Origin of the sequence: Streptomyces corallincola, assembly GCF_019104725.1 — a bacterium.
Taxonomy (GTDB): Bacteria; Actinomycetota; Actinomycetes; order Streptomycetales; family Streptomycetaceae; genus Streptomyces; species Streptomyces corallincola.
Window position 1 is genome coordinate 40,071 of sequence record NZ_JAHRXF010000020.1, and the last position, 20,914, is coordinate 60,984.

The window sequence follows — 20,914 nt, forward strand, 5'->3', positions numbered from 1 at the left end:
CGGGGGTGCCCTGCGGCCGCCGGGTAGGCTGCTGCCCTCCCCGCCAGCCCCGAAAGGAACGCGCGTGCCGACCTCCAGCGCCAGCGCCAACGACCCCGCCAAGCCCGCCGCCGGTGGGGTCCAGTCCCTGGAGCGCGCCTTCGATCTGCTGGAGCGGATGGCGGACGCGGGCGGCGAGGTCGGGCTGAGCGAGCTGTCCGCGACCAGCGGGCTTCCGCTGCCCACCATCCACCGGCTGATGCGCACCCTGGTGGCCTGCGGTTACGTACGCCAGCAGCCGAACCGGCGGTACGCGCTCGGCCCGCGCCTGATCCGGCTCGGGGAGTCCTCCGCCCGGCTGCTCGGCACCTGGGCGCGGCCGTATCTGGCCCGGCTGGTGGAGGAGACCGGCGAGACCGCGAACATGGCCCTGCTGGACGGCGACGAGATCGTCTACGTGGCGCAGGTGCCCTCCAAGCACTCGATGCGGATGTTCACCGAGGTCGGGCGCCGGGTGCTGCCGCACTCCACCGGCGTCGGCAAGGCGCTGCTCGCCACCGTTCCGGACGACGAGGTCCGCGCCCTGCTGGCCCGGACCGGGATGCCCGCCGCCACCGAGAAGACCATCACCACCCCGGACGGCTTCCTCGCCGCCCTCGCGGAGGTACGCCGCGCCGGGTACGCCGTGGACGACAACGAGCAGGAGATCGGCGTCCGTTGCCTCGCCGTCTCCGTCCCCGACTCCCCCACCGCCGCCGCCATCTCCATCTCCGGCCCGGCCGGGCGCGTCACGGACGCGGCGACGGAGAAGATCGTCCCGGCCCTGCGGGGCATCGCGGCAGAACTGTCCCGGGCACTCGCGAGCACGGGAGCCTGATTCGGCCGGTTCGGCGCGACGGCGGATCGGCGTACGGCGACAGATCGGCGTACGGCGGCGGATCGGCGTACGAGGTACGACGCGTCGGCGCGCCGACCGACCCCGCACCCGCCCCGCTACACCCCCGGCGGTACGCCGAACAGGTCCACCGCGCCGCGCACGTCCCGCAGGCCGGGGGCCAGTGCGCTGACCGAGCCGAGGGCAGCGGTGACGCGGAGCAACGAGGCACGCAGGCGCGGGGTTTCGAGGGTGCCGGTCGTTGTCATGGCGGCGAGAGCGGCGAGTTCGTCCTCGGCTGTCGCCCGGTCGGGGAACTCGGCCGGTATGGCGGCCAGTTCACGTCGCAGCCTGGACACGGCGGTCCGCAGTCCGGTCACACGCGGGTCCTCCCCGCTGTCGGCCAACGGCCGCTGGTCCACGCTCCGCAACTCAAGCCCTCCCCAGGCACGGCGTCGTGCGCGGGCCAGTAAACGCCACGGCGTCCGGCCGCGCTACGGGGCCTGCCGAAATTCAGCCCCTCGGAGGCGGACGGGCGGGGCCCGTACCGGGTAGGCAGGACGGCATGACGGACGAGCGGGACCAGTACGAAGAGCGGGGCCGGCGCACGGAGCACGAGGGGCGGCGGGAGCGGCCCGGCGCGGCGGCGCGGCGTCCCGAGGTCGCGGGGCTGCTGCTCGCCGCCGGGGGCGGGCGGCGGCTCGGGGGGCGTCCGAAGGCGCTGTTGGAGCACCGGGGGCGGTTGCTGGTGGAGCGGGCGGCCGGGGCGCTGTGGGCGGCCGGGTGCGGCACGGTGCACGTGGTGCTGGGCGCGGGCGCGGAGGAGGTGCGCGGGCGGGCGCGGCTGGACGGCTGCGTCCTGGTCGGGAACCCCGGCTGGGCCGACGGCATGGGCTCCTCGCTGCGCGCCGGGCTGGCCTCGCTGGCCGGTACGGGGGCGCGGGCGGCGCTGGTGAGCCTGGTCGATCAGCCGGGCATCGGCGCCGACGCGCTGTCTCGGGTGTGCGCCGCGTACACGGGTGCGTCCTCGCTGGTGTCGGCCGCCTACGCCGGTGAGCGCGGCCATCCGGTGCTGTTCGGGTCGGACCACTGGGCCGGGATCGCGGCTTCCGCGACCGGCGACCGGGGGGCGCGGGCGTATCTGCGGGAGCACGCGGGGGCGCTCACGCTGGTGGAGTGCGCGGACGTGGCGGAGCCGTACGACATCGACACCGAGGCGGATCTGGAACGGCTGGAGTGAGCCCGCCGGGCGGGTGAAGCACCTGCCCGGACCCCCGGGTGCCGCGGGTGGCACCCCGCGGCACCGTTCCCGACCCGAAGCGCCCCGGCATCAACAAACCATTGAAGTTCCACGATGAGGAAACTACTATCCACCAGTCAGAAGCGCCGGGCGGCACAAACGGGGCCGATCCCCCCTCACCGCGGTCCGGCACCCGGTGCCACCGCTGAAGGAAGTGACCGCTCATGTCCGCACCAGCGCCGTCCCCGCTGGCCATCGTCGCTGCCGAGCCGCTGCCCCGGCAGGAGGAGGTCCTGACCGAGGCGGCGCTCGCCTTCCTCGCGGAGCTGCACCACCGGTTCACCCCGCGCCGCGACGAACTCCTCGTCCGCCGCGCCGAGCGCCGGGCGGAGATCGCCCGCACCTCGACCCTGGACTTCCTGCCGGAGACAGCCGCGATCCGGGCGGACGACTCCTGGCGGGTGGCGCCCGCGCCGCCCGCGCTGGAGGACCGGCGGGTGGAGATCACCGGCCCGACCGACCGCAGGATGACGATCAACGCGCTCAACTCCGGCGCGAAGGTGTGGCTCGCGGACTTCGAGGACGCCTCCGCGCCCACCTGGGAGAACGTGATCACCGGCCAGCTCAACCTGATCGACGCCCACCGCCGCGCCATCGACTTCACCGACCCCGCCTCCGGCAAGTCGTACGCGCTGCGTCCCGACGCGGAGCTGGCCACGGTCGTCACCCGCCCGCGCGGCTGGCACCTGAACGAGCGCCACCTCACCGACGCCGACGGGGTCCAGGTGCCCGGCGCGCTGGTGGACTTCGGGCTGTACTTCTTCCACAACGCCCGCCGCCTGCTGGAGTCGGGCAAGGGCCCCTACTTCTACCTGCCGAAGACCGAGTCCCACCTCGAAGCCCGGCTGTGGAACGAGGTGTTCGTCTTCGCGCAGGACCACCTCGGCATCCCGCGGGGCACGATCCGGGCCACCGTCCTCATCGAGACGATCACGGCCGCGTACGAGATGGACGAGATCCTCTACGAACTCCGCGACCACGCCTCGGGGTTGAACGCGGGCCGCTGGGACTATCTGTTCTCCATCGTGAAGAACTTCCGGGACGGCGGACCCAGGTTCGTGCTGCCGGACCGCAACGCGGTCACGATGACGGCGCCGTTCATGCGGGCGTACACCGAACTCCTCGTCCGCACCTGCCACAAGCGGGGCGCGCACGCGATCGGGGGCATGGCCGCGTTCATCCCCTCGCGCCGGGACGCCGAGGTGAACAGGGTGGCGTTCGAGAAGGTCCGCGCCGACAAGGACCGCGAGGCGGGCGACGGCTTCGACGGCTCCTGGGTGGCGCACCCCGATCTGGTGCCGATCGCCCTGGAGTCCTTCGACCGGGTCCTCGGGGACCGGCCGCACCAGAAGGACCGGCTGCGCGAGGACATCCACGTGGCGGCCGCCGAGCTGATCGCCGTGGACTCCCTGCACGCGCGGCCCACCTACCCCGGCCTGGTCAACGCCGTGCAGGTCGGCATCCGTTACATCGAGGCATGGCTGCGCGGGCTCGGTGCGGTCGCCATCTTCAACCTCATGGAGGACGCGGCTACGGCCGAGATCTCCCGCTCGCAGATCTGGCAGTGGATCAACGCGGGCGTCGAGTTCGAGAACGGCGAGAAGGCCACACCGGACCTGGCCCGCGAGGTGGCCGCCGCCGAACTGGACGCCATCCGAGAGGAGTTGGGCGAGGAGGCGTTCGCCGCCGGCAACTGGCGGCAGGCCCACGACCTGCTGCTCCAGGTGGCGCTGGACGAGGACTACGCCGATTTCCTCACCCTCCCGGCGTACGAGCGCCTGAAGGGCTGAACTCCACTTCTTCCGGAGCGGTTTCAGCCCAGGTGGGCCGACCAGTCCTGTTCGGCGGGCGGCTTGCCGTGCAGGTCGGGCACGTGCCGCAGCCAGGCCGGACGGCCGCGCCGGGTGCGCTCGGAGCGGGCGGCCTCCTCGGCGGCCAGCTCCTCGCGGCCGGGGAAGTCGCCGGGCAGCCAGCGCTCCGACTGCCCGGCGCGGGCGAGGAGATGGCCCGCGTAGGCGGCGCGGGCGTCGTCGGGTGCGGCGAACCGGTCGTCCCCGGCCAGCCAGGCGTCCGGCACCTCGGCGAGCACCGACCGCAGCAGCTCCCCGGTCACGCGGGGCGCCAACTCGGCGTCGGCGGCCCGCACATCGGGGCCGTACTGGCCGAGCGCGTGGTGCCGGAAGTCGTAGGCGCGGGTGGGGTCGGCGGTGTCCCAGCGGTGGTGGAAGACGAGGGCCGCGCCGTGGTCGATGAGCCACAGCCGGGGCGGCACGGTGCCGAGCGTCGGCCACACCATCAGGTTCGAACTGTGCACCGTCCGGTCCACGTTGGCGGTCAGCGCGTCGAACCAGACGATCCGGCCCGCCTCCAGCGGGTCCACGGGAAAGGTCCGGGCCACCTCGGGGGTGAAGTCGCGGGCACCCGGCAGATAGTCCATGCCCAGGTTGATCCCCGCGCTCGCGGCGTGCAGGTCCCGGACCTCCTGGTGCGGTTCGTCGTCGGCCACCGCCGGATCGAAGCGGACCAGCACCAGCTCCGGGAACCGCAGCCCGAGCGCCCGCGCCAGCTCCCCCACCACCACCTCGGCCACCAGCGCCTTGCGCCCCTGCGCCGACCCGGTGAACTTAACGACGTACGTCCCGAGATCGTCGGCCTCCACGACAGCGGGCACGGAACCGCCCGAGCGCAGCGGCTCGACATAGCGGGTGGCGGTGACCGTTCTCAACATGGTTCTCCGTAAGTCGTCAGGCGGCCAGGGGGCCGGGACCGGCGCGACGTGTCAGACGCCGTCGGCGAGCCTGGCCATGACCTCGTGCATCTGCTGCGGCGTCATCGGATCCGCGCCGAGCGGCGTACGGGCGGCCTGGGCGCGCAGACCGTCGAGCAGGAAGGCGACACCGCGGCGCCAGGCGTCGGGCGCGACGTCCGCCGCCGCACCGGCGAGCAGAGCGTTCGTGGCGAAGGCGAAGAGCAGGTCCTCGCGAGTGAAGTCCGGCCGGAGGACGCCGTCCGCCCGTGCCCGTCCGATGACCCGCTCCGCGGCGTCCTGCGCGCGACGGCAGACGGCCATCAGTCGCTCGGCGCGGGGATAGCGCCCGCCGACGACGTCAGCGAGCGCACGGTCACCGGCCTGGAGTTCGCAGATCGTCTCCACGTAGTAGGTGAATCCGGCCCAGCTGTCCGAGTGCGCCAGGGCGCGATCGGCGACGTCGTCGAGGCATTTCGCCGCCATGTCTGCCACTACCTCGTCGATGAGCTCCTCCCGGCTGCCGAAGAGGTTGTAGAGGGTGCCGTGGCTCACGCCCGCCTGGCGTGCGATCTCCTTCAACGACACCTGGAGTCCGCGCGTCCGGAAGAGGCCGGCGGCTGCCGCCCGCAGTTTCTCCGTGTTACGCCGGGCGTCGGCCCTCATCCGGTCCCTCCTGTTGTCGCGGCTGCTCGAACAACATGGTCGCACCCCGCCCAGGACTGATATTGACACACTGGTCAACTTAACTGGTACGGTCGGCTCAGGAAACTGACCATCGGGTCAAGTAATTGGACGAACGACAGGGAGCAGCACCATGTCCCAAGTGATCGCCGTCTTCGGCGCGGGTAGCGGGCTCGGCGCGGCCGTGGCCCGGCGCTTCGGCCGGGAAGGGTTCCGGGTCGCACTCGTGGCTCGGCGCAGGGACCGCCTGGTCACCCTCGCCAAGGAACTCGCCGAGGAGGGTGTGGAAGCGGACGTCTTCCCCGCCGACCTGTCCCAACCTTCCGAGATTCCGGCGCTCGTCCAGGCGATCAGGGACCGCTTCGGGCGGATCGACGTGGTCGAGTACGGGCCCATCGGAGGTGATCTGCGCCTGGTTCCGGCGGCCGAGCTGGACTCGGCCCGGCTGTCCGATCTGCTCCCGCTGCTGCTGCTCACGCCGGTCGAGGTGGTCCGGGCCGTGCTCCCGGAGTGGGTCGGGCGTGGCGACGGCGCCTTCCTGCTGACCCAGGGCTACTCGGCCGCCCATCCCTTCCCCCAGCTGAGCGGCCCCGGCCCGGTGATGGCGGCGGCCCGGAACTACCTCTTCTCCCTCAACGAGGAGCTGGCCCCGACGGGCGTGTACGCCGGCACCCTGACCATCGCCTCCTCCATCGCCCGCAGCGAGATGGGCGAGGCGGAGCGGGTACGCGCGGCCAATGAACCGGCGGACGGACCGCTGTTCCCGTTCGTGGACCCTGACGAACTGGCCGACCGGTACTGGGACATGTACGTGCGCCGTGACCAGGTGGAGTCCTTCCACCCCGAATCGCTGACCCCGCTCGTCACGAGGTGACCCGGGCTCCGCCAGGCTTCCGCGCCGTGGCTGACGGCGGGCGTCGTCCGACCGGTGGGCGGCCCGGCGTGGGCGGCCCGGCGTGGGCGGCCCGCGCGGAGAAACCCGGCGGGGACGGTGTCACATGAAGTTCCTCGTATGCAACGCCGACAGTTCCGCCGCCTCGTCGTCCGGGAAGCCCAGGCGGGAGAGGCGGTGGCGGCGGCCGTCGTCCATGTCGGTCTGGAGGCGGGCGACGGCCTGCCAGCCGCGCCGGATGTCCTCGGGTGCCCAGGAACCGGCGGCGAGCAGGACCAGGGAGTCGAAGACGTCCCGGTTCAGTCCGGCGGTGCCGATCAACGCGTCGTGCCGTCGCTCGACCGCCGCGCGGAGCCGCCCGTGCAGCCGGGGATCGACGCCCGCGCGGTGTTCAAGGTGGCCGACGCCGAACGCCACGTGCCGGGCCTCGTCCTGGCGGACCAGGTGGCTGATACGCCGGGTGACCGGGTCGGGGGCGTGCCGTTCCAGGAAGGACAGCAGGTTGAGGAAGCTGCCCTCGCCGAGCACGGAGAGCAGGAAAGAGGCGATGGAGAAGTCGGGTTCGGTGAGCAGCGTGGCCAGGGAGGCCCGGCCGCCCGCCGAGGAGGTGCCCATCCCGCCGCCGGTCAGCAGGGCCCGCCGGGTGAAGACCTCCACGTGCCGGGCCTCGTCGGCGGCCTGGACGGCGAGGAGTTGCAGCACCTCGCGGAAGTGCGGGTGGACCTGGACCAGCAGCCGCCCCGGCACGACCAGCGCGGCCTGCTCGTTCTCCACCAGGTAGGTCATGACCTGGACGACGGCCGCCTCGATCTCGTCGGGCAGCGTGAACGGCTCGTCCCAGTCCACGGCGGTGTACGGGTCCCACTGCCCGGCGGTCGCCTGCCGGTACAGCCGGGGCGCGAGGTCGGTCCAGGCCACGTCCCGGTCCACCACCGCGAACGGGACATCGGGCCCGCCCGCCTCCACCAGCGCCCCGCGCGCCGCGAGCCCCCAGTGCAGCGGCGCCCGCTCGGCCATCCGCTCCGGTTCCGGTCCCCCGGCCCGCGCCGCGCCGCTCAGCCGGGCGTCCGCGAGGGCGCCCGGCCGTACGTACGCCACGACCGGCGCGCCACCGGTGTCCGCCCCGCGCCCCGCGTCCCGGCTCCCGGTACCGGCGGCCCGCACCTCGTGTCCCTCGTGGCGGCACCAGGCGGTCAGGTGGGGCAGCAGGGCGGGGTCGGTACCGGCCACCTCGACAGCGGCGCCCCTCGGTGTCCCCCGCAGCGCGCGGGCCAGGAGCAGATGCGCGCCCTGCTCGAAGCCCAGCGTGCCGAGGTCGAGCCGGGTGGTGCCGGGTGCCGGGGGGCCGACGGTGGTCATGGCAGGTAGCCGTCTGCCGTGACCCGGCCGTCGCCGTCGTAGAAACCGGTCATGTCCACGGCCTCGGTGAGCTGCCCGAAGCCGGTCTCCCGGCCGGGCAGCCACTGGGTGAGCCCCTCCAGGTCGAGCAGCCGCCGCACGACGGGGTCCTCGTACGACATGGAGAGCAGCAGCTCGGTGAGGCGCCCGGCGCGGTCCGCGTCGAGGGACGGTCCCGCGGCGAGGACGCAGTGGTCGAACGGGTCGGTGCGGGCGAGCAGCCGGGTCCCGCCGGGCGGCAGGGTGCCCTCCTGGCCGAAGAGCAGGTGGTTGGTGTCGATCATGCAGGCGGCGTCGGCGGCGCCCGCCATCAGGGCGCGGGCCGCGTCCCGTTCGCCGCCGATGTGGTCGCCGTGCAGGCCGACCCCGGTGTCGTGGCGGAGCACCTCGAAGTCGGTGCCGGGGGTCAGCCCGAGGGCGGCCAGATGGCGCAGCGGGATCAGGGTGGACTGCGGGGAGTCCACCGCGCCGACCGCGATGGTGCGGCCCTTGAGGTCGGCGGGCGTGTGGACGGCGCTGTCGGAGCGGACCACGATCACGGAGGTCAGGTCGCGGTCGGTGTCCCGCATGACCAGGGGACGGGTCTCCACCCCGGCCGCCGAGGCCAGGCGGCGGGTGCGCAGCCAGGCCAGCGGGGAGTGCCAGGCGGCGTCGATCCGCCCGGCGGCCAGATCCTCGGCCTGCCGCTCGTAGTGGGCGTAGAGGACGTAGTCGAAGGGCAGGCCCTGGTCGCGCAGCCAGGCGCGGAAGCCGGTCCAGATGGTGACGACCTTGGGGTCGTAGGCGACGGCCCCGAGCAGGATCTCCTCCCGCATCACGCCTCCTCGAAGAGCGGCAGGCCGAGCTGGGCACGGCCGCAGAAGTCGTGCAGGGCCTCGGTGGTGGGGGCCATCACGCGGGCGGCGAGCGCGTCGCGGAAGCGGCGCTCCACGCCCGTCTCGCGGCGGAACGCGGCACCGCCGCACAGCCGCATGACGCCGTCCGCGACCTCGGCGGCGGTCTCGGCGGCGAGCGCCTTGATCTGGAGCACGCGCAGGGTGGCCTCGGGACGGCCGCTCTCCATCGCGGCGAAGGTGGCCTCCAGGGTGGCGCGCAGCGCGTCGGCGCGCAGCCGCAGCGCGGCGAACTGGTTGCGGGCCAGGGGCTGTTGGGCCAGCGTCTGGTCCAGGTGCTCAAGGCGGGTCTCGCGCAGGTGGGTGGCGGCCCGGTCGAGCAGCGCCTCGGTGACACCGAGCGAGAAGGCGCCGCTCAGCACGAGGAAACAGGGCAGCACGATCTCCAGGGCGGTGGCCAGGCCCTGCCCGTCGGCGCCGAGCAGCGCGTCGGCGGAGATCTCGACGCCCTGCGCGGACATGGGGCTGGAGGCGTTGCCGCGCAGCCCGAACCCGTCGTAGGCGCCGCGCACTTCGAGGCCGGTGCTGCCGCCGGGCACCAGCCACAGGGACATCGGGCCGTCGGCGGCCAGCGGCTTGCTGGACCAGACGTAGCTGTCGGCCTCGCCCGCCGAGGTGACCCAGGACTTCTGCGCGTCCAGCAGGACGCCGTCCGCGCCGCCGGGACGCGCGGTGCCGACCGGCGCCCAGAAGTGGCTGCGCGAGCCGCGCTCGGAGAAGGCCAGGGTGCTCAGATGGTGACCGGCGGCGATCTCGCGCCGTACGTCGTCGGAGGCGTGCCGGTCCAGCACGGTGACGGCGGAGTAGTGCATGAGCAGGACCATCGCGGTCGAGCCGCAGGTACCGGCGAGCCGTTCGATGACCTGCGCGGCCTCGCGCAGCCCGGCTCCGGCGCCGCCGACCTCCGCGCTGCTCAGCAGGCCGAGCAGACCGACCTCGCCGAGCGCGCGGACGCCCTCGCGGGGGAAGCGGCCGTCGCGGTCCACCCCGTCCGCCATCGGCCGTACGACTTCGTCCACCACGGCGTCGAAACCGTTGTCCAGGAGGGTCGGAGAGTCCGCCACAGTCGTCCGCACGATTTCGCCCCTTGCATTGGGATTGATTTAAGGATGACACCTTTCGGCCGACAGTGAAGCAGTTGCCGGGAACCTGTGGACGGAGCACGCGCCCCTGCGGCAAAGGAGTGATGATCAGGCGAATGGGTGGGGTGCCCGGTCCGGCGGGCGTCGGCCGGACGCTCAGCTCCCGGCCAGCGGGTTCGGCAGCGGCAGGTAGCGGGCGGCGGCGCCGTCCGCGCCGGTCCAGCGCAGCAGCAGGTTCGTCTTGCCGGGCAGGGTGGGGGCGGCGAGCAGGGCCGGGATCTCGGGCAGCGGGTGCCGGGCGAGTTCGCGGCGGGCGGCGGGCCAGGGGTCGAAGCCGGGATGGGCCTCCGCGAGAGCGGCGGCGATCTCCCCGAGGTGATTGACGACCAGGCAGTAGACCAGGCGTTCCCAGCCCGCCTCCCGGCTCACCTCGGGCAGCACCTTGACGCCCTCCGCGTCCCGGAACAGCGCCCGCACCGGTGTCCCGGTGGCGTCCACGGCGACCAGCGTGTTCTGCAGATGCGCCTCCACGACGACCCCGTGCCGGTCGAACACCGCCAGCGCGGACGGGACGACCTGCCGCAGATACGCCGTCCACCAGGCGCCCGGGTCGGTGGTCACGGCGAGCGGGCTGCCGTCGAAGCCCTCCGCGAGCCCGGCCGCGAGCAGCGGGGTGGCGCCCGGCGAGAGCTGGCCGCGCAGTCCGCCCCGGACCAGTACGGCGAGCTCCTCGAAGGCGAACCGGGCGGTGCGGTAGCCGAGATCGCCCAGCCAGGCGGCGGACGGCCCGGCGCCCGGCGCACGCCCGACGGCGGCGAACGCGTCGCGCGCGGCCGTGTCATTGCGGCGCAACCGGAGCAGGTCGTGCCGCCACAGACGCCGGATGTCGTTGGTGATCCGCACGTCCAGGCTGAACTTCAGGAACAGGTCGCGCCGGGGTTCGTACACCGTGCGCACGGCGGCCGTCGGCCAGGTGTCGAAGCCGGTGGTGCCGAGCCGGACCAGGCGGCCGTCCGCGAACGCGGCGTCCAGGGCCGGGCCGAGCAGGGCGAGCTGCCAGGGGTGGGCGGGCAGCGGCAGGTAGCCGGGCGGGGCGGTGCCGAGCGCGTCCAGGGCGCGGGTGTCGCCCTCCTCCACGGCCTCGTCGGCGCGCACCCCGAGCAGCGTCAGCGGGAATCGGGCGTACGCCTCCGGCGCGTACGGCAGCCAGGCCGCCGCCGGTCCGCCACCGCGCGCCTTGGGCGCCGGGTGCTGCGGGTGCCCGGTGATCAGGGACTGCTCGGAGCGCAGATACGGGTCCTCGGGCGGGGTGGCGTGTTCGCGGGCGGTGAGCAGCGCGGCGACCACCTCCCGGCTGTCGAGCATCTCGGCGGGCAGGTCGTCGTTGGAGTGGCCGGTGTGCCGCCGCAGCTCCTCCGCGACCAGTTTGACCAGCTCGGAGTGGCCGAGGCGGTGCCAGGCGCCGTCGGCGTGCACCTCCGGGTCCGCGGGCCGCCTGCCGGGGCGGACCCGCAGCAGACGGCCGGTACCGGGCAGCCGGTACGTGTTCCCGTCCGCGCCGGGCACGGGGGTGGCGACCTCCCGCAGCAGGCAGTTCAGCAGGGGGGCGGCGGCGTACGCGTCGGCGCGCTGTCCGACCGCGTCGGCGGGAGGCTTGAGGTCCACGCGTTCCATTTCGTTCCTGGTCCGGGGCGGGTGGTGCGTCGTCCGGGGCCGGAGCTGGTCCGACGGCTCTCCGGCGACGCGGCGGAGGTACGCCGGAGCGCCCCAAGCGATCAGTATGTCTGTCGTCCCGTGTGTCTGTCGTATGTGTGTCGTCCTGTCCATCGTGCCCCGAGCAGTCCGTTCCCGAGGAGCCGATCTTGAACCACTCCACCGCCGCCGAGGAAATGATGGCCGCCGAGCTGGCCGCCGTGCGGCCCGGTCTGCTGCCGCGCTGGCGGGCGGAGCTGCCGGGTGCGCGGGCGGCGGTGCTGACCCGGCTGTGGCGGGCGCTGGCCCACGAGCCGCTGCCGTGGATCACCGCCCGGACGCGCGGCACGTACGCGCTCGCGCTGCGTCTGGCCGACGGCCGGACCCTCCACGGCCCGCACGCCGACCCGTACGCGACCGCCGCGTACGTCACCTCGGTACGGCTGGACCGGGAGCGGTACGAGGACGCGGCGCGGCTGATGACGGAGCTGGGGGTGCCGCACGCGGCGGGGTTCTCGGCGGAACTCGCGGACAGTGCCGCCTCGTTGGCGCTGTCCAGGGCGGGGGCGGGGGGCGCTTCCGGGGTGGGGGGCGTGACGAGAGGTGCTTCGCCGGGTGTCACGGGTGACGTTTCGCCGGGTGTCACGGGTGGCGTTTCGCCGGGTGTCACGGGTGGCGCTTCGGGCGATGCCTCCGGTGCCGACAAGTGGCCGGACCGGGACTGGGAGTGGGAGCAGCGGGTGGTGGACGGTCACCCGTATCACCCCAACTGCCGTTCCCGGCCGGGTTTCTCGGTCGCGGACCAGCTCGCCTACGGCCCGGAGCACCGGCCGGTGGTGGGGCTGGGCCTGGTGGAGGTGGCCGAGTCGGCGTGCCTGATGTCGGGGAGCTGGCCGGACGAACTCCGTTCCAGTGAGCGGCTGTTGGTGCCCGTGCATCCCTGGCAGGCCGACCATGTGCTGGGGCGGCGGGCCGTGCCGTGGCGGGCGGCGCATCCCCTGATGTCGCTGCGCACCCTGGCACTGCCGGGCGGGCCGCATGTGAAGACCGCGCTCAGTGCCCGGCTCACCTCCTCGGTGCGGGACATCTCGCCCTACTCGGTGCGGGCGTCCGCCGTGCTGTCCGACTTCGCCGCCGAACTGGCGGACCGGACGGGCGGGTTGCTGCACACCACCCGGACCACGGGCGCGGTGTGCGACCACTCGGCCGACCTGGCGGCGCTGCTGCGGGAGTCCCCGGAGGAGTACACGGGTCCGGGCGAGCGGGTGCTGCCGGTGGCGGCGCTGTCCGGCACCGCTCTGTCCCAGTCCCCGTACTGGATGGCCGAGTTCACCCGGCTCGCCCTCACCGTGGGACTGGGTCTACTGGATCTCGGGGTGGCACTGGAGGCGCACGGGCAGAACCTGCTGGTGGTGCTCGGTCCGGACAACTCCCCGCTGCGGCTGGTCTATCGGGACCTCGCGGACATCCGGATCTCCCCCGCCCGGCTGGCCGGGCACGGCATCACCCCGCCGCCGCTGACCGGACGGCTGATCACGGACGACGAACCCGCCCTGCGCGCCAAGCTGTTCGGCTCGCTGATCGGGGGCGCGCTCGCCGCGACGGCGGGCTCCGGCGCCGCCCTCGGTACGGCGCTGAAGGCCGCGCTGCCCGCGCTGCCGGACACGGCGGACCTCGACGCACTGTGCCGAGGACCGCTGCCCGTCAAGGCGTTGACGCTGATGAGGCTGTCCCCGGACACCCCAGGCGACCAGTGGGCCACGCTGCCCAACCCGCTCGTTTTGGAGCCCGGCGCGTGTGATCAATAAGATCCGCCGATGATCAGAAGACAACGGACGGCGGCGGGCGTCCTCGCTCTGCTCGCCGCCCTGACGGCCGGTCTCGCGGCTCCCGTCCCGGCGGCGGCCGACGAGACGGCGCAGCCCGCTCCGAAGGTCGAACTCGTCCTGGACGTCAGCGGTTCCATGCGCACCCGCGACATCGACGGCGGCACCCGGATGGCGGCGGCGAAGCAGGCGTTCAACGAGGTGCTCGACGCCACCCCGGAGGAGGTCCAGCTCGGTATCCGCACTCTGGGCGCCAACTACCGTGGCGACGACCGGCGTACGGGCTGCCAGGACACCGAGCAGCTCTACCCGGTCGGGCCGCTCGACCGGACGGGGGCGAAGACGGCGGTCGCCACGCTCCAGCCCACCGGCTGGACGCCCATCGGCCCGGCGATCCAGAAGGCGGCGGCCGACCTGGGCGGCGGTGACGGCACCCGCCGTATCGTCCTGATCAGCGACGGCGAGGACACCTGCCAGCCGCTCGACCCGTGCGAGGTCGCCCGCGAGATAGCCGCCAAGGGCATCGGGCTGACCATCGACACGCTCGGCCTGGTGCCCGACGCCAAGACCCGCGACCAGCTCAGCTGCATCGCGGACGCGACCGGCGGGACGTACACCTCCGTCCAGCACAAGGAGGAACTGTCCGATCGCGTCGGCCAGTTGGTGGACCGGGCCGCCGATCCCGTGGTGACACCGGTGGCGGCGCGGGGCACGGCCGGGTGCGCCGACGCGCCCGCGCTGAAGTCCGGCCTCTACACGGACCGCGTGGACCTCGGCCGTGAGCGCTGGTACAAGGTGGACGTCCCGGCGGGCCGCGAGCTGCGCGCCTCGGTGAGCGTCGCCGACGACCGCGCGGTGACCCCCAACTACGGTGTGCTGCTGCGTGCGGTGACCACGCACGGCCGCGAGATCGTGCGCGGCGAGTCGTCCGGCACCGGCCGCACCGACGTGGCCTCCACCGGGCTGCGCTACCCCCGCCCGGAGAGCGACGACGACAACGCCCCCGCCGAGACGGTCTGTCTCCAGGTGACCGACTCCTTCTCGGCCGCGCCCGGCGTGAAGACCACGCCCGGTCTGCCGCTGGAACTGACCGTGGACGTGGTCAGCGGCACCCACCAGGCGTCCGACGTGGCCTCGTTCGGCCTCGGACGCGGCTGGTGGCTGCTCGGCGTACTGGTACTGGCCGGCTTCCTCGCCGGTCTGATCTGGGGCTGGCTCTCCCGCTGGCGGGTCGCGGTCTGGAGGACCAACTGATGCGTACCGTACGGACATTGGGCGCTGCTCTGCTGCTGATCGGGCTGGCCGCCGCACCGGCCGCCGCCGACTCCACACCGTCACCGGGCGCCTCCGGGGACACCAAGGCGCCGACCCGGGCGGGTACGTCGTTCCGCACCGCGACCGAACTGGACCAGGGCCAGCGGGCCACCGCGTCCGGCTCCACCGGTGACTACCTGTACTGGTCGTTCCCGGCGGACACCGGTCAGCGCCCGACCGTCGAGGCGACGGTACGGCTGCCTCGGGCGCACGGCGCGCAGACCTGGCAGCTCGACGTGTACGACGGTCTGCGCCGCCGCCAGGCGTGCCAGTACGGCGCCGCCACCCGCGCGGCCGGGCAGGACACCTCATCGGTCGCCCTGACCTGCGTGCTGCGCACGGTGCGCGGCTGGTCCGAGCCGTGGGCCAACGACCCGCTGCCGGGCACCTATTACGTCCGGCTGACCGTGGTGGACCTGCCCCCCGCCGACCTCGGCCTTCCCGTTCGCACCGAGGTGCGGGTCGGCTCCAAGGACGTGGGCGGCCCGGCCGCCGTGGACGGCTCACTCGGCAAGCCGCTGGTGCCGGGCATCGCCACGCGGCGGTCCTCCGGGTCGGACGACACGGCCTCGGACTCCGGCGGCGCCAGGTCCGCCGTCCTCTCCGCCATCGAACCCGACGACGGCTGGTCCTCCGGCTGGTGGTCCGACCGCTGGGTCTGGACAGCCGTCGGCGGCCTGCTGGCAGCCCTCGCGGGCATCGGCGGCTACGCGCTGACGCGCGGCGCGGGGCGGCCCTCGCGGGTGCCGCCGGGGGTATAGCGGCGCGGTACACGGAGCGACAACGGGCGGGCGGACTCGAAGGGGTCCGCCCGTTTCCGTGTGCGGGGCGGGGGCTCCTGCGGAGGGCGGGCAGGAAACCCGGTCGTGTGACCCGGTTGTCGGACCCGGCCCCTACTCTTCGAAGGTGGGCCGCCCGTCCGGCAGACCCACGGGGAACAGCGGACCCACCGAGGGCAAGGGTGCGCGGAGGGAGGCGGAGGTGCTGTGACCGGCGCTCTGACCGCTGCTCAGCGGCGGGTGGTGGAGGGGGCCGACCCGGTCAGCGGGCGGCTGCGGAGCGGGACCCCGGCGCAGTGCGCGGCGCTGGTGAAGCGGGGGCTGGCGTTCCGGCATCCGAGACCGCCGCACGATCACTTCCTGACGCCCGCCGGACACCGGTTGCGCGAGGCGCCCGAGGCGGACGCGGCGCCCCCGGCACCGGCGCCCGCTCCGGTCCCGGCCTCCGACGTCTTCGCCGCGCGGATCGGCGGTGAGGAGGCGGCTCCGGCGGCCGGTCCGGCGCGGCTGCGGGAGGTGCGGGGTGCCTGGCAGGGGCTGGTGGAGCTGCGGCGGATGACGAATCAGGGGGGCGCCATCGACCGGCCGTGCGGCTGGGAGCGTACGCATCTGGTGCGGGCCGCCGCACTGGCGCTGGAGGCCGCAGGACACCACCCGGCCGGGCCGGACGGCACCGACGGCTACCGGGTACGGACGACCGCGCAGCCCGAGGCGGTCGCCGTGTACGCCCCGGACGCGGAGACACTCGGCGCCTGCGCGGCCACGTTGGAGCGCGCGGGCTGGCAGGCCGGGGAGTACACGGAGCCTCGGTCGCGTGTCCGGCACCTGCTGGCCTCCCCGCGCCGGGCGTGAGGGAGGGGGCGCGAACCGGGGTCGCACTCGGTGTGCGGTACGTCCCGTACGCGGGAGGGAACGTGGCTCGGCGGCCCGGGGGACGGAGTGTGTCCCCGGGCGGGCCGTTCGCGGACGGAGGTGGCCGTTCCGGGGCGTGTGTGGAGCGCGCCCCGGAACCGCCGCCGCGGCCCCCGCTCGGGTCCGCGGCCCACCGGCAGCGAGCCGTCTCTCCCCGCCGGAGTCCGCCGGGCGGGCTCAGCCGCCGGTGGCGATGTGCGCGAGGCGGCGCGCCTGGTCGCGGGTGGCGCGGGCGATGGCGTCCTCGTCCACGGTGAGCAGCCGTCCGTCCTCGACGATCTGCCGTCCATGCACGAAGGACGCGGTGACCGGGGCCGGAGCACCGAGGACCAGCGCGGCCACCGGGTCGGCGATGGAGGCGTGGGCGAGGGTGTCCATCCGCCACAGCACCAGGTCGGCGAGTTTCCCGGCCTCCAGCGAGCCGGTGTCGTCGGCCCGGCCGAGGACGCGTGCCCCGCCGTGCGTGGCGAGCCGCAGGGCCTGCCGGGCGTTCAGCGCGCGTTCCCGGTGCGGGCCGAGCCGGTTGACGAGGAGGGCGTTGCGCAGTTCGGTGTGGAGTTCGCCGGACTCGTTGGAGGCGGTGCCGTCCACGCCGAGGCCGACCGGCACCCCGGCGGCGAGCATGTCGGGGACGCGCGCGATACCGGCGGCGAGGCGGGCGTTGGACGACGGGCAGTGCGCGACGCCGGTCCCGGTGCGGGCGAACGCGGCGATGTCGGAGTCGTTCATGTGGACGCAGTGCGCCATCCACACGTCCGCGCCGAGCCAGCCGGTGGACTCGAAGTAGTCGGTCGGCCCCCTGCCGAACAGCTCGTGGCAGAACTTCTCCTCCTCCACGGTCTCCGACCCGTGGGTGTGCAGCCGTACGCCGAGCCGACGCGCCAACTCGGCGCCCTGCTTGAGCAGTTCGGTGGAGACGGAGAACGGGGAGCAGGGCGCGACGGCGATCTGGGTCATCGCGTCGGAGGAGGGGTCGTGGTGGGCGCGTACGGTCTCCTCGGTGGCGGCGAGCGCACCGTCCAGGCTCTCGACGGCGAAGTCCGGGGGCAGTCCGCCGTCCGACTCGCCCCGGTCCATCGAGCCGCGCGCGAGGGTGAAGCGGACGCCGGTCTCACGGGCGGCGCGGATGATCGCGCCGGACAGGTCGCCGGAGCCGCGCGGGAAGACGTAGTGGTGGTCCATCGCGGTGGTGACACCGCCCCGCGCCATCATCGCCAGGGACCCCTGGGCCGCCGCGTACACCATCGGCTCGTCGATACGGGCCCAGGTCGGGTAGAGCGCCACCAGCCAGTCGAAGAGGTTGTGGTCGGTGGCCAGACCTCGGGTGATCCACTGGTAGAAGTGGTGATGGGTGTTGACCAGGCCGGGGGTGGCGAGGTGCCCGGTCGCGTCGATGCGGCGCACGACGTTCTCCAGGCCCTCGGGGGCCCGCCCGGCGCCGACCGATTCGATGCGGTGACCGGCGAGGACCAGATGGCCGGTCGCGTGCTCGGTGCCGTCGGCGTCTACGGTGGCGATCGCGCAGTTCTCGATGACGGTGCGCGGAGCTGCTGCCATGATGCGTCCTTCTCGCTTCGCGGACTTCGGGTGAGGCACGGCAGGGCCCCGGATGAGTTCGAGTGCCGTGACCGGGGATGGTTTCCCCGGTCACGGGTGCCGAAAGAGGGTGTACGGCAATGCGGGTGACGATCCGTCAGGGAACGTACCGTCAGAGGTTGCTGAGGTCCACCGGGATGGCGGGTTCGCAGCCGTCGCGCAGCACGGTCGCCTCGATGAGGCCGTACGGGCGGTCGGCGGCGAAGTAGACCTCGTTGTCGTTCTTCAGCCCGAACGGCTCCAGATCGACCAGGAAGTGGTGCTTGTTGGGGAGCGAGAAGCGGACCTCGTCCACCTCCGCGCGCTCGTCGATGATCCGCGCGCCCATCCGGTACAGCGTCTGCTGGAGCGAGAGCGAGTAGGTCTCCACGAACGCTTGGAGCAGGTGCCGCCTCACCTCGGCGTACGACGTCTCCCAGTCGGGCATCTCCCTGGCGTCGTCGGTCCAGTTGAAGCGCCAGCGCGCGGAGACCGAGGTGGCGAGGACGCGGTCGCGGGTCTCCTTCAGCGTCGTGTACTTGTCCTTGGCGTAGCCCCAGAACTCGGAGTCGGTGGAGTTCATGACGGTGAGGTCCTTGAGGCCGGAGATCACCTCCCAGCGTTCGCCGTCGTGGAAGACCTGGGTCAGCCGGGTCTCCTGGCCGGTGCGGACGAAGGAGTGCCGGGGGCCGCCGGGGGGCTCACCGGGACCGGCGGGCTCGATCCGCTCCCAGGCGTACTCCTCGATCCGGATGCGCGCGGTACGGATCGCCTCCTGGGAGGTGACGAAGTGCCGGGCGAGGTGGATGCCGAACTGTTCGGCGGAGTCGATGCCGTACTCCTTGGCGAACGCGTACACCGTGTTCTTGGTGGTGTCGGTCGGCAGCACGTTGGTGTTGGAGCCGGAGTAGTGCACGTCCGCCATGTCACCGCTGAGGCTGACGGAGACGTTGAGGTCCTTGATGTGGTGGGTGACGCCGTCCCGCGTGATCCTGACGACCCGGTTCTCCGCCTTGCCGTACTGGTTCTGTCCCAGGATGGTGGGCATCTGTGCTAGCTCCCTCGGTATACGGAGTAGCCGAACGGATTGAGCAGCAGCGGCACGTGATAGTGCTCCCCCGCCGCGACGGCGAAGGTGATCGCCACCTCGGGGAAGAACGCGGGGCCGGTGTCCCGGTTCGCGGGGGCGTCCTGCTGCGCATCATCGGCTTGCGTCCGGCCTTGCGGGTGGTCCGGCTCCTGCCCTTGCGGGTGGTCCTGCTTCCCGCCCTGCGGGGCGTCCCGCTTCCCGCCCTGCCGCCGGTCCTGCGCCTGGTCCTGCTCGAAGTACGCCTCCACGGCGAAATCGAGCCGTACGTGGGTGGTGCCCTCCGGTGGTGCGGGGAGGTCCCTGCACCGGCCGTCGGTGTCGGTCGCGGAGCCGCCCAGGTCGCGCCAGTCGGCGTCCCGTCCGGCGCGGGCGGCGATGCGGACGGCGACGCCCCGGGCGGGGCGGCCCACGGAGGTGTCCAGGATGTGGGTGGACACGGAGGCGGTGCGGGTGGTGCTCATGGGACGGGCGTCCTCTTCCGGGAGTGCGGCGAGCCGGGCCAGGCGGATGCGGTTGATCCTGCCCAGTTCGGTGCGGACGGTGTCCCATTCCCGGTCCGGCGGGTTGCCGAGCCGTTCGCGGACCGCGTCCCGCATCCGCTCGGCGCTCAGACCGGTGGCGCAGATGAGGAAGACATGGCCGAATCTCTCCTGGTAGGCGAGGTTCAGTTCGAGCATTTCCGCCTTCAGCTCGGCGGAGGCACCGGCCATGCCGCGCTGTTCACGGGCGGAGTCCGGGTCGCCGGGCCGGGGGCGGCCGATGGGCGGGTGACCGGCCATCGCCTCGCGCAGATCGGCCGTGGTCAGGGCGGCGGTGGCCGTCTCACCCGCGGCGCAGAGGTCTTCAGCAGTGGCGTAGGGCCGGGCGGCGAGCAGCCGCCGCACCCACTCCGTGGACGCGCAGACCTCGTGGAGCGCGGCGCGGGCCTCGGGTTCCGCCGCGCCGTTGAGCCGGGCCAGGCCCGGTGGCGTGGGAGTCGTGGTCACGTCAGCCTCCGTGGCCGGAAACGGCCGTCGTGCGGATCGGGCTGCCGCCAGCTAACGCCCTGAAAAACGGGGCGTCAACAGTTTGTTGAAAAATCCGTGTAACAAGCGGGGGTCACGGTCACCGAGGGCCGGAAACGGAGCAGCACCGGCCCCGCGCGGTCCCCGGCAACCCTGCACTGCACCCCGCGCGGTCAGTCGCCCTTCTCCCGGTTCAGGTAGTTGTAGACGGTGAAGCGGCTGACCCCGAGCGCGCTCGCCACCGTTTCCACCCCGTGCCGCACCGCGAACGCGCCGCGCGCCTCCAGCGACCGTACGACCTCCTGCTTCGTCCTGCGGTCCAGGTCGGCGAGGGGCCGGCCGTACCGGCGCTGCAACGCGGCCAGGATGTGAGCGAGGGAGTCCGCGAGCTGCGGCAGCCGTACGGCGATCACGTCCGCGCCCTCCCAGGCGAGCACGACATCCTCGGGACCGGCCTCGCCGGGCGGGAGCAGTTGCCCGCCCATCGCGTCCACCAGGGGTTTCACCGCCGCGACGAAGGACTCGTCCCCGGTCACCCGCGACGCTCCCCGGCCGGGTCCTGGACCACGTTGACCTGGAGCGAGATCCGGGTGGCCCCGGCTTCGAGGGTGCGGCGCAGCAGCGCGTCCACGGTGTTCAGGACGCCCTCGGCGCCACCCACCGCCGTGTTGCCGAACGGGCCGACGTCGATCGCGTCAAGGTCGGCGGCCTCGATGACCTCGCGGGCGACGACGGCGTGCGCGGGGGCCTCGTCGAGGTCGAAGGGCTCGGTCGTGAACTCCACTTTCAATCGCACGCGCACAACCTACCGCCCACCGCCTCGACGACCGGCGTATATCGACGGCGATACTCCATCAGGCAGAAGTAGCATTCC

Annotated in this window: 20 protein-coding genes; 8 read left to right on the forward strand and 12 right to left on the reverse strand. The window is 73.5% G+C overall.

The genetic code is table 11. The features are described 5' to 3' along the window. The first annotated feature begins 64 nt into the window (after window positions 1–64). Window positions 65–856 carry an IclR family transcriptional regulator gene (locus KUM39_RS15115; protein ID WP_217786144.1) on the forward strand — a complete coding sequence of 264 codons (792 nt, stop codon included), beginning with the start codon at window positions 65–67 and terminating at the stop codon, window positions 854–856. A gap of 116 nt (window positions 857–972) precedes the next feature. Here the strand turns inward: KUM39_RS15115 and KUM39_RS15120 are convergent, their stop codons facing one another. Next, window positions 973–1,260, reverse strand: a complete 288-nt coding sequence (locus KUM39_RS15120; RefSeq protein WP_217786196.1) for a DUF5955 family protein — start codon at window positions 1,258–1,260, stop codon at window positions 973–975. Window positions 1,261–1,418: 158 nt separating this feature from the next. Here KUM39_RS15120 and KUM39_RS15125 point away from each other — a divergent pair, with 158 nt between their 5' ends. Further along, window positions 1,419–2,093, forward strand: a complete 675-nt coding sequence (locus KUM39_RS15125) for a nucleotidyltransferase family protein (RefSeq protein WP_217786145.1) — start codon at window positions 1,419–1,421, stop codon at window positions 2,091–2,093. 224 nt (window positions 2,094–2,317) lie between these two features. Beyond that, complete coding sequence (gene aceB / locus KUM39_RS15130; RefSeq protein WP_217786146.1) at window positions 2,318–3,943, forward strand: malate synthase A; 1,626 nt, start codon at window positions 2,318–2,320, stop codon at window positions 3,941–3,943. Between the two features lie 23 nt (window positions 3,944–3,966). Here the strand turns inward: aceB and KUM39_RS15135 are convergent, their stop codons facing one another. Both KUM39_RS15135 and KUM39_RS15140 read right to left on the reverse strand, forming a co-directional pair. Beyond that, on the reverse strand, window positions 3,967–4,881 hold the full coding sequence (locus tag KUM39_RS15135; protein WP_217786147.1) for a HipA family kinase: 915 nt from the start codon (window positions 4,879–4,881) through the stop codon (window positions 3,967–3,969). Between the two features lie 51 nt (window positions 4,882–4,932). Beyond that, entirely contained in the window at window positions 4,933–5,565 is a 633-nt protein-coding gene (locus KUM39_RS15140) for a TetR/AcrR family transcriptional regulator (protein WP_217786148.1), read from the reverse strand. Window positions 5,566–5,716: 151 nt separating this feature from the next. On the opposite strand from KUM39_RS15140, the gene KUM39_RS15145 reads away from it, so the two are divergent. Beyond that, on the forward strand, window positions 5,717–6,457 hold the full coding sequence (locus KUM39_RS15145) for an SDR family NAD(P)-dependent oxidoreductase (RefSeq protein ID WP_217786149.1): 741 nt from the start codon (window positions 5,717–5,719) through the stop codon (window positions 6,455–6,457). A 120-nt stretch (window positions 6,458–6,577) separates the two neighbouring features. Here the strand turns inward: KUM39_RS15145 and KUM39_RS15150 are convergent, their stop codons facing one another. The 4 genes from KUM39_RS15150 to KUM39_RS15165 all read right to left on the reverse strand — a co-directional run bounded on the left by KUM39_RS15150 (window position 6,578) and on the right by KUM39_RS15165 (window position 11,522). After that, window positions 6,578–7,834 (reverse strand): ferritin-like domain-containing protein, encoded by a 1,257-nt coding sequence (locus tag KUM39_RS15150; RefSeq protein WP_217786150.1) that lies wholly within the window; start codon window positions 7,832–7,834, stop codon window positions 6,578–6,580. Beyond that, window positions 7,831–8,688, reverse strand: coding sequence for a phosphate/phosphite/phosphonate ABC transporter substrate-binding protein (locus KUM39_RS15155; protein WP_217786151.1), 858 nt, complete (start codon window positions 8,686–8,688; stop codon window positions 7,831–7,833). The genes KUM39_RS15150 and KUM39_RS15155 overlap by 4 nt, the downstream gene beginning before the upstream one ends. After that, window positions 8,688–9,830, reverse strand: a complete 1,143-nt coding sequence (locus KUM39_RS15160; RefSeq protein ID WP_308288139.1) for an acyl-CoA dehydrogenase family protein — start codon at window positions 9,828–9,830, stop codon at window positions 8,688–8,690. Before KUM39_RS15160 ends, KUM39_RS15155 begins: the two co-directional genes overlap by 1 nt. A gap of 174 nt (window positions 9,831–10,004) precedes the next feature. Beyond that, window positions 10,005–11,522, reverse strand: a complete 1,518-nt coding sequence (locus tag KUM39_RS15165) for an IucA/IucC family protein (RefSeq protein ID WP_217786153.1) — start codon at window positions 11,520–11,522, stop codon at window positions 10,005–10,007. Window positions 11,523–11,710: 188 nt separating this feature from the next. Here KUM39_RS15165 and KUM39_RS15170 point away from each other — a divergent pair, with 188 nt between their 5' ends. From KUM39_RS15170 to KUM39_RS15185, 4 genes are all read left to right on the forward strand, one after another. Further along, complete coding sequence (locus tag KUM39_RS15170; RefSeq protein WP_372455762.1) at window positions 11,711–13,348, forward strand: IucA/IucC family protein; 1,638 nt, start codon at window positions 11,711–11,713, stop codon at window positions 13,346–13,348. Window positions 13,349–13,357: 9 nt separating this feature from the next. Next, window positions 13,358–14,620, forward strand: coding sequence for a VWA domain-containing protein (locus KUM39_RS15175; protein WP_217786154.1), 1,263 nt, complete (start codon window positions 13,358–13,360; stop codon window positions 14,618–14,620). After that, window positions 14,620–15,441, forward strand: coding sequence for a hypothetical protein (locus tag KUM39_RS15180; protein WP_217786155.1), 822 nt, complete (start codon window positions 14,620–14,622; stop codon window positions 15,439–15,441). Before KUM39_RS15175 ends, KUM39_RS15180 begins: the two co-directional genes overlap by 1 nt. Before the next feature lie 225 nt (window positions 15,442–15,666). Continuing rightward, window positions 15,667–16,311 carry a hypothetical protein gene (locus KUM39_RS15185; RefSeq protein WP_217786156.1) on the forward strand — a complete coding sequence of 215 codons (645 nt, stop codon included), beginning with the start codon at window positions 15,667–15,669 and terminating at the stop codon, window positions 16,309–16,311. Between the two features lie 237 nt (window positions 16,312–16,548). On the opposite strand, the gene KUM39_RS15190 is transcribed toward KUM39_RS15185, so the two are convergent. From KUM39_RS15190 to KUM39_RS15210, 5 genes are all read right to left on the reverse strand, one after another. After that, window positions 16,549–17,928: an 8-oxoguanine deaminase gene (locus KUM39_RS15190; RefSeq protein ID WP_217786157.1), complete on the reverse strand. Its 1,380-nt coding sequence runs from the start codon at window positions 17,926–17,928 to the stop codon at window positions 16,549–16,551. 151 nt (window positions 17,929–18,079) lie between these two features. Further along, the gene (gene pucL / locus KUM39_RS15195) at window positions 18,080–18,994 is read right to left on the reverse strand and encodes a factor-independent urate hydroxylase (protein ID WP_217786158.1); all 915 of its coding nucleotides are present in this window, start codon (window positions 18,992–18,994) and stop codon (window positions 18,080–18,082) included. Between the two features lie 5 nt (window positions 18,995–18,999). After that, window positions 19,000–20,022 carry a 2-oxo-4-hydroxy-4-carboxy-5-ureidoimidazoline decarboxylase gene (uraD, locus tag KUM39_RS15200; protein ID WP_217786159.1) on the reverse strand — a complete coding sequence of 341 codons (1,023 nt, stop codon included), beginning with the start codon at window positions 20,020–20,022 and terminating at the stop codon, window positions 19,000–19,002. Between the two features lie 191 nt (window positions 20,023–20,213). Beyond that, a complete protein-coding gene (locus KUM39_RS15205; RefSeq protein WP_217786198.1) occupies window positions 20,214–20,525 on the reverse strand; it encodes a helix-turn-helix domain-containing protein in 312 nt (103 codons plus the stop codon). Between the two features lie 47 nt (window positions 20,526–20,572). Beyond that, window positions 20,573–20,836, reverse strand: a complete 264-nt coding sequence (locus KUM39_RS15210; RefSeq protein ID WP_217786160.1) for a hypothetical protein — start codon at window positions 20,834–20,836, stop codon at window positions 20,573–20,575. Window positions 20,837–20,914: the final 78 nt, after the last annotated feature.

Coding starts and splice junctions, on each gene's coding strand:
- KUM39_RS15125 (WP_217786145.1), top strand. CDS start 1,419: ATGACGGACGAGCGGGACCAGTACGAAGAGCGGGGCCGGCGCACGGAG.
- aceB (WP_217786146.1), top strand. CDS start 2,318: ATGTCCGCACCAGCGCCGTCCCCGCTGGCCATCGTCGCTGCCGAGCCG.
- KUM39_RS15135 (WP_217786147.1), bottom strand. CDS start 4,881: ATGTTGAGAACGGTCACCGCCACCCGCTATGTCGAGCCGCTGCGCTCG.
- KUM39_RS15140 (WP_217786148.1), bottom strand. CDS start 5,565: ATGAGGGCCGACGCCCGGCGTAACACGGAGAAACTGCGGGCGGCAGCC.
- KUM39_RS15145 (WP_217786149.1), top strand. CDS start 5,717: ATGTCCCAAGTGATCGCCGTCTTCGGCGCGGGTAGCGGGCTCGGCGCG.
- KUM39_RS15150 (WP_217786150.1), bottom strand. CDS start 7,834: ATGACCACCGTCGGCCCCCCGGCACCCGGCACCACCCGGCTCGACCTC.
- KUM39_RS15155 (WP_217786151.1), bottom strand. CDS start 8,688: ATGCGGGAGGAGATCCTGCTCGGGGCCGTCGCCTACGACCCCAAGGTC.
- KUM39_RS15165 (WP_217786153.1), bottom strand. CDS start 11,522: ATGGAACGCGTGGACCTCAAGCCTCCCGCCGACGCGGTCGGACAGCGC.
- KUM39_RS15175 (WP_217786154.1), top strand. CDS start 13,358: ATGATCAGAAGACAACGGACGGCGGCGGGCGTCCTCGCTCTGCTCGCC.
- KUM39_RS15180 (WP_217786155.1), top strand. CDS start 14,620: ATGCGTACCGTACGGACATTGGGCGCTGCTCTGCTGCTGATCGGGCTG.
- KUM39_RS15190 (WP_217786157.1), bottom strand. CDS start 17,928: ATGGCAGCAGCTCCGCGCACCGTCATCGAGAACTGCGCGATCGCCACC.
- pucL (WP_217786158.1), bottom strand. CDS start 18,994: ATGCCCACCATCCTGGGACAGAACCAGTACGGCAAGGCGGAGAACCGG.
- KUM39_RS15205 (WP_217786198.1), bottom strand. CDS start 20,525: ATGGGCGGGCAACTGCTCCCGCCCGGCGAGGCCGGTCCCGAGGATGTC.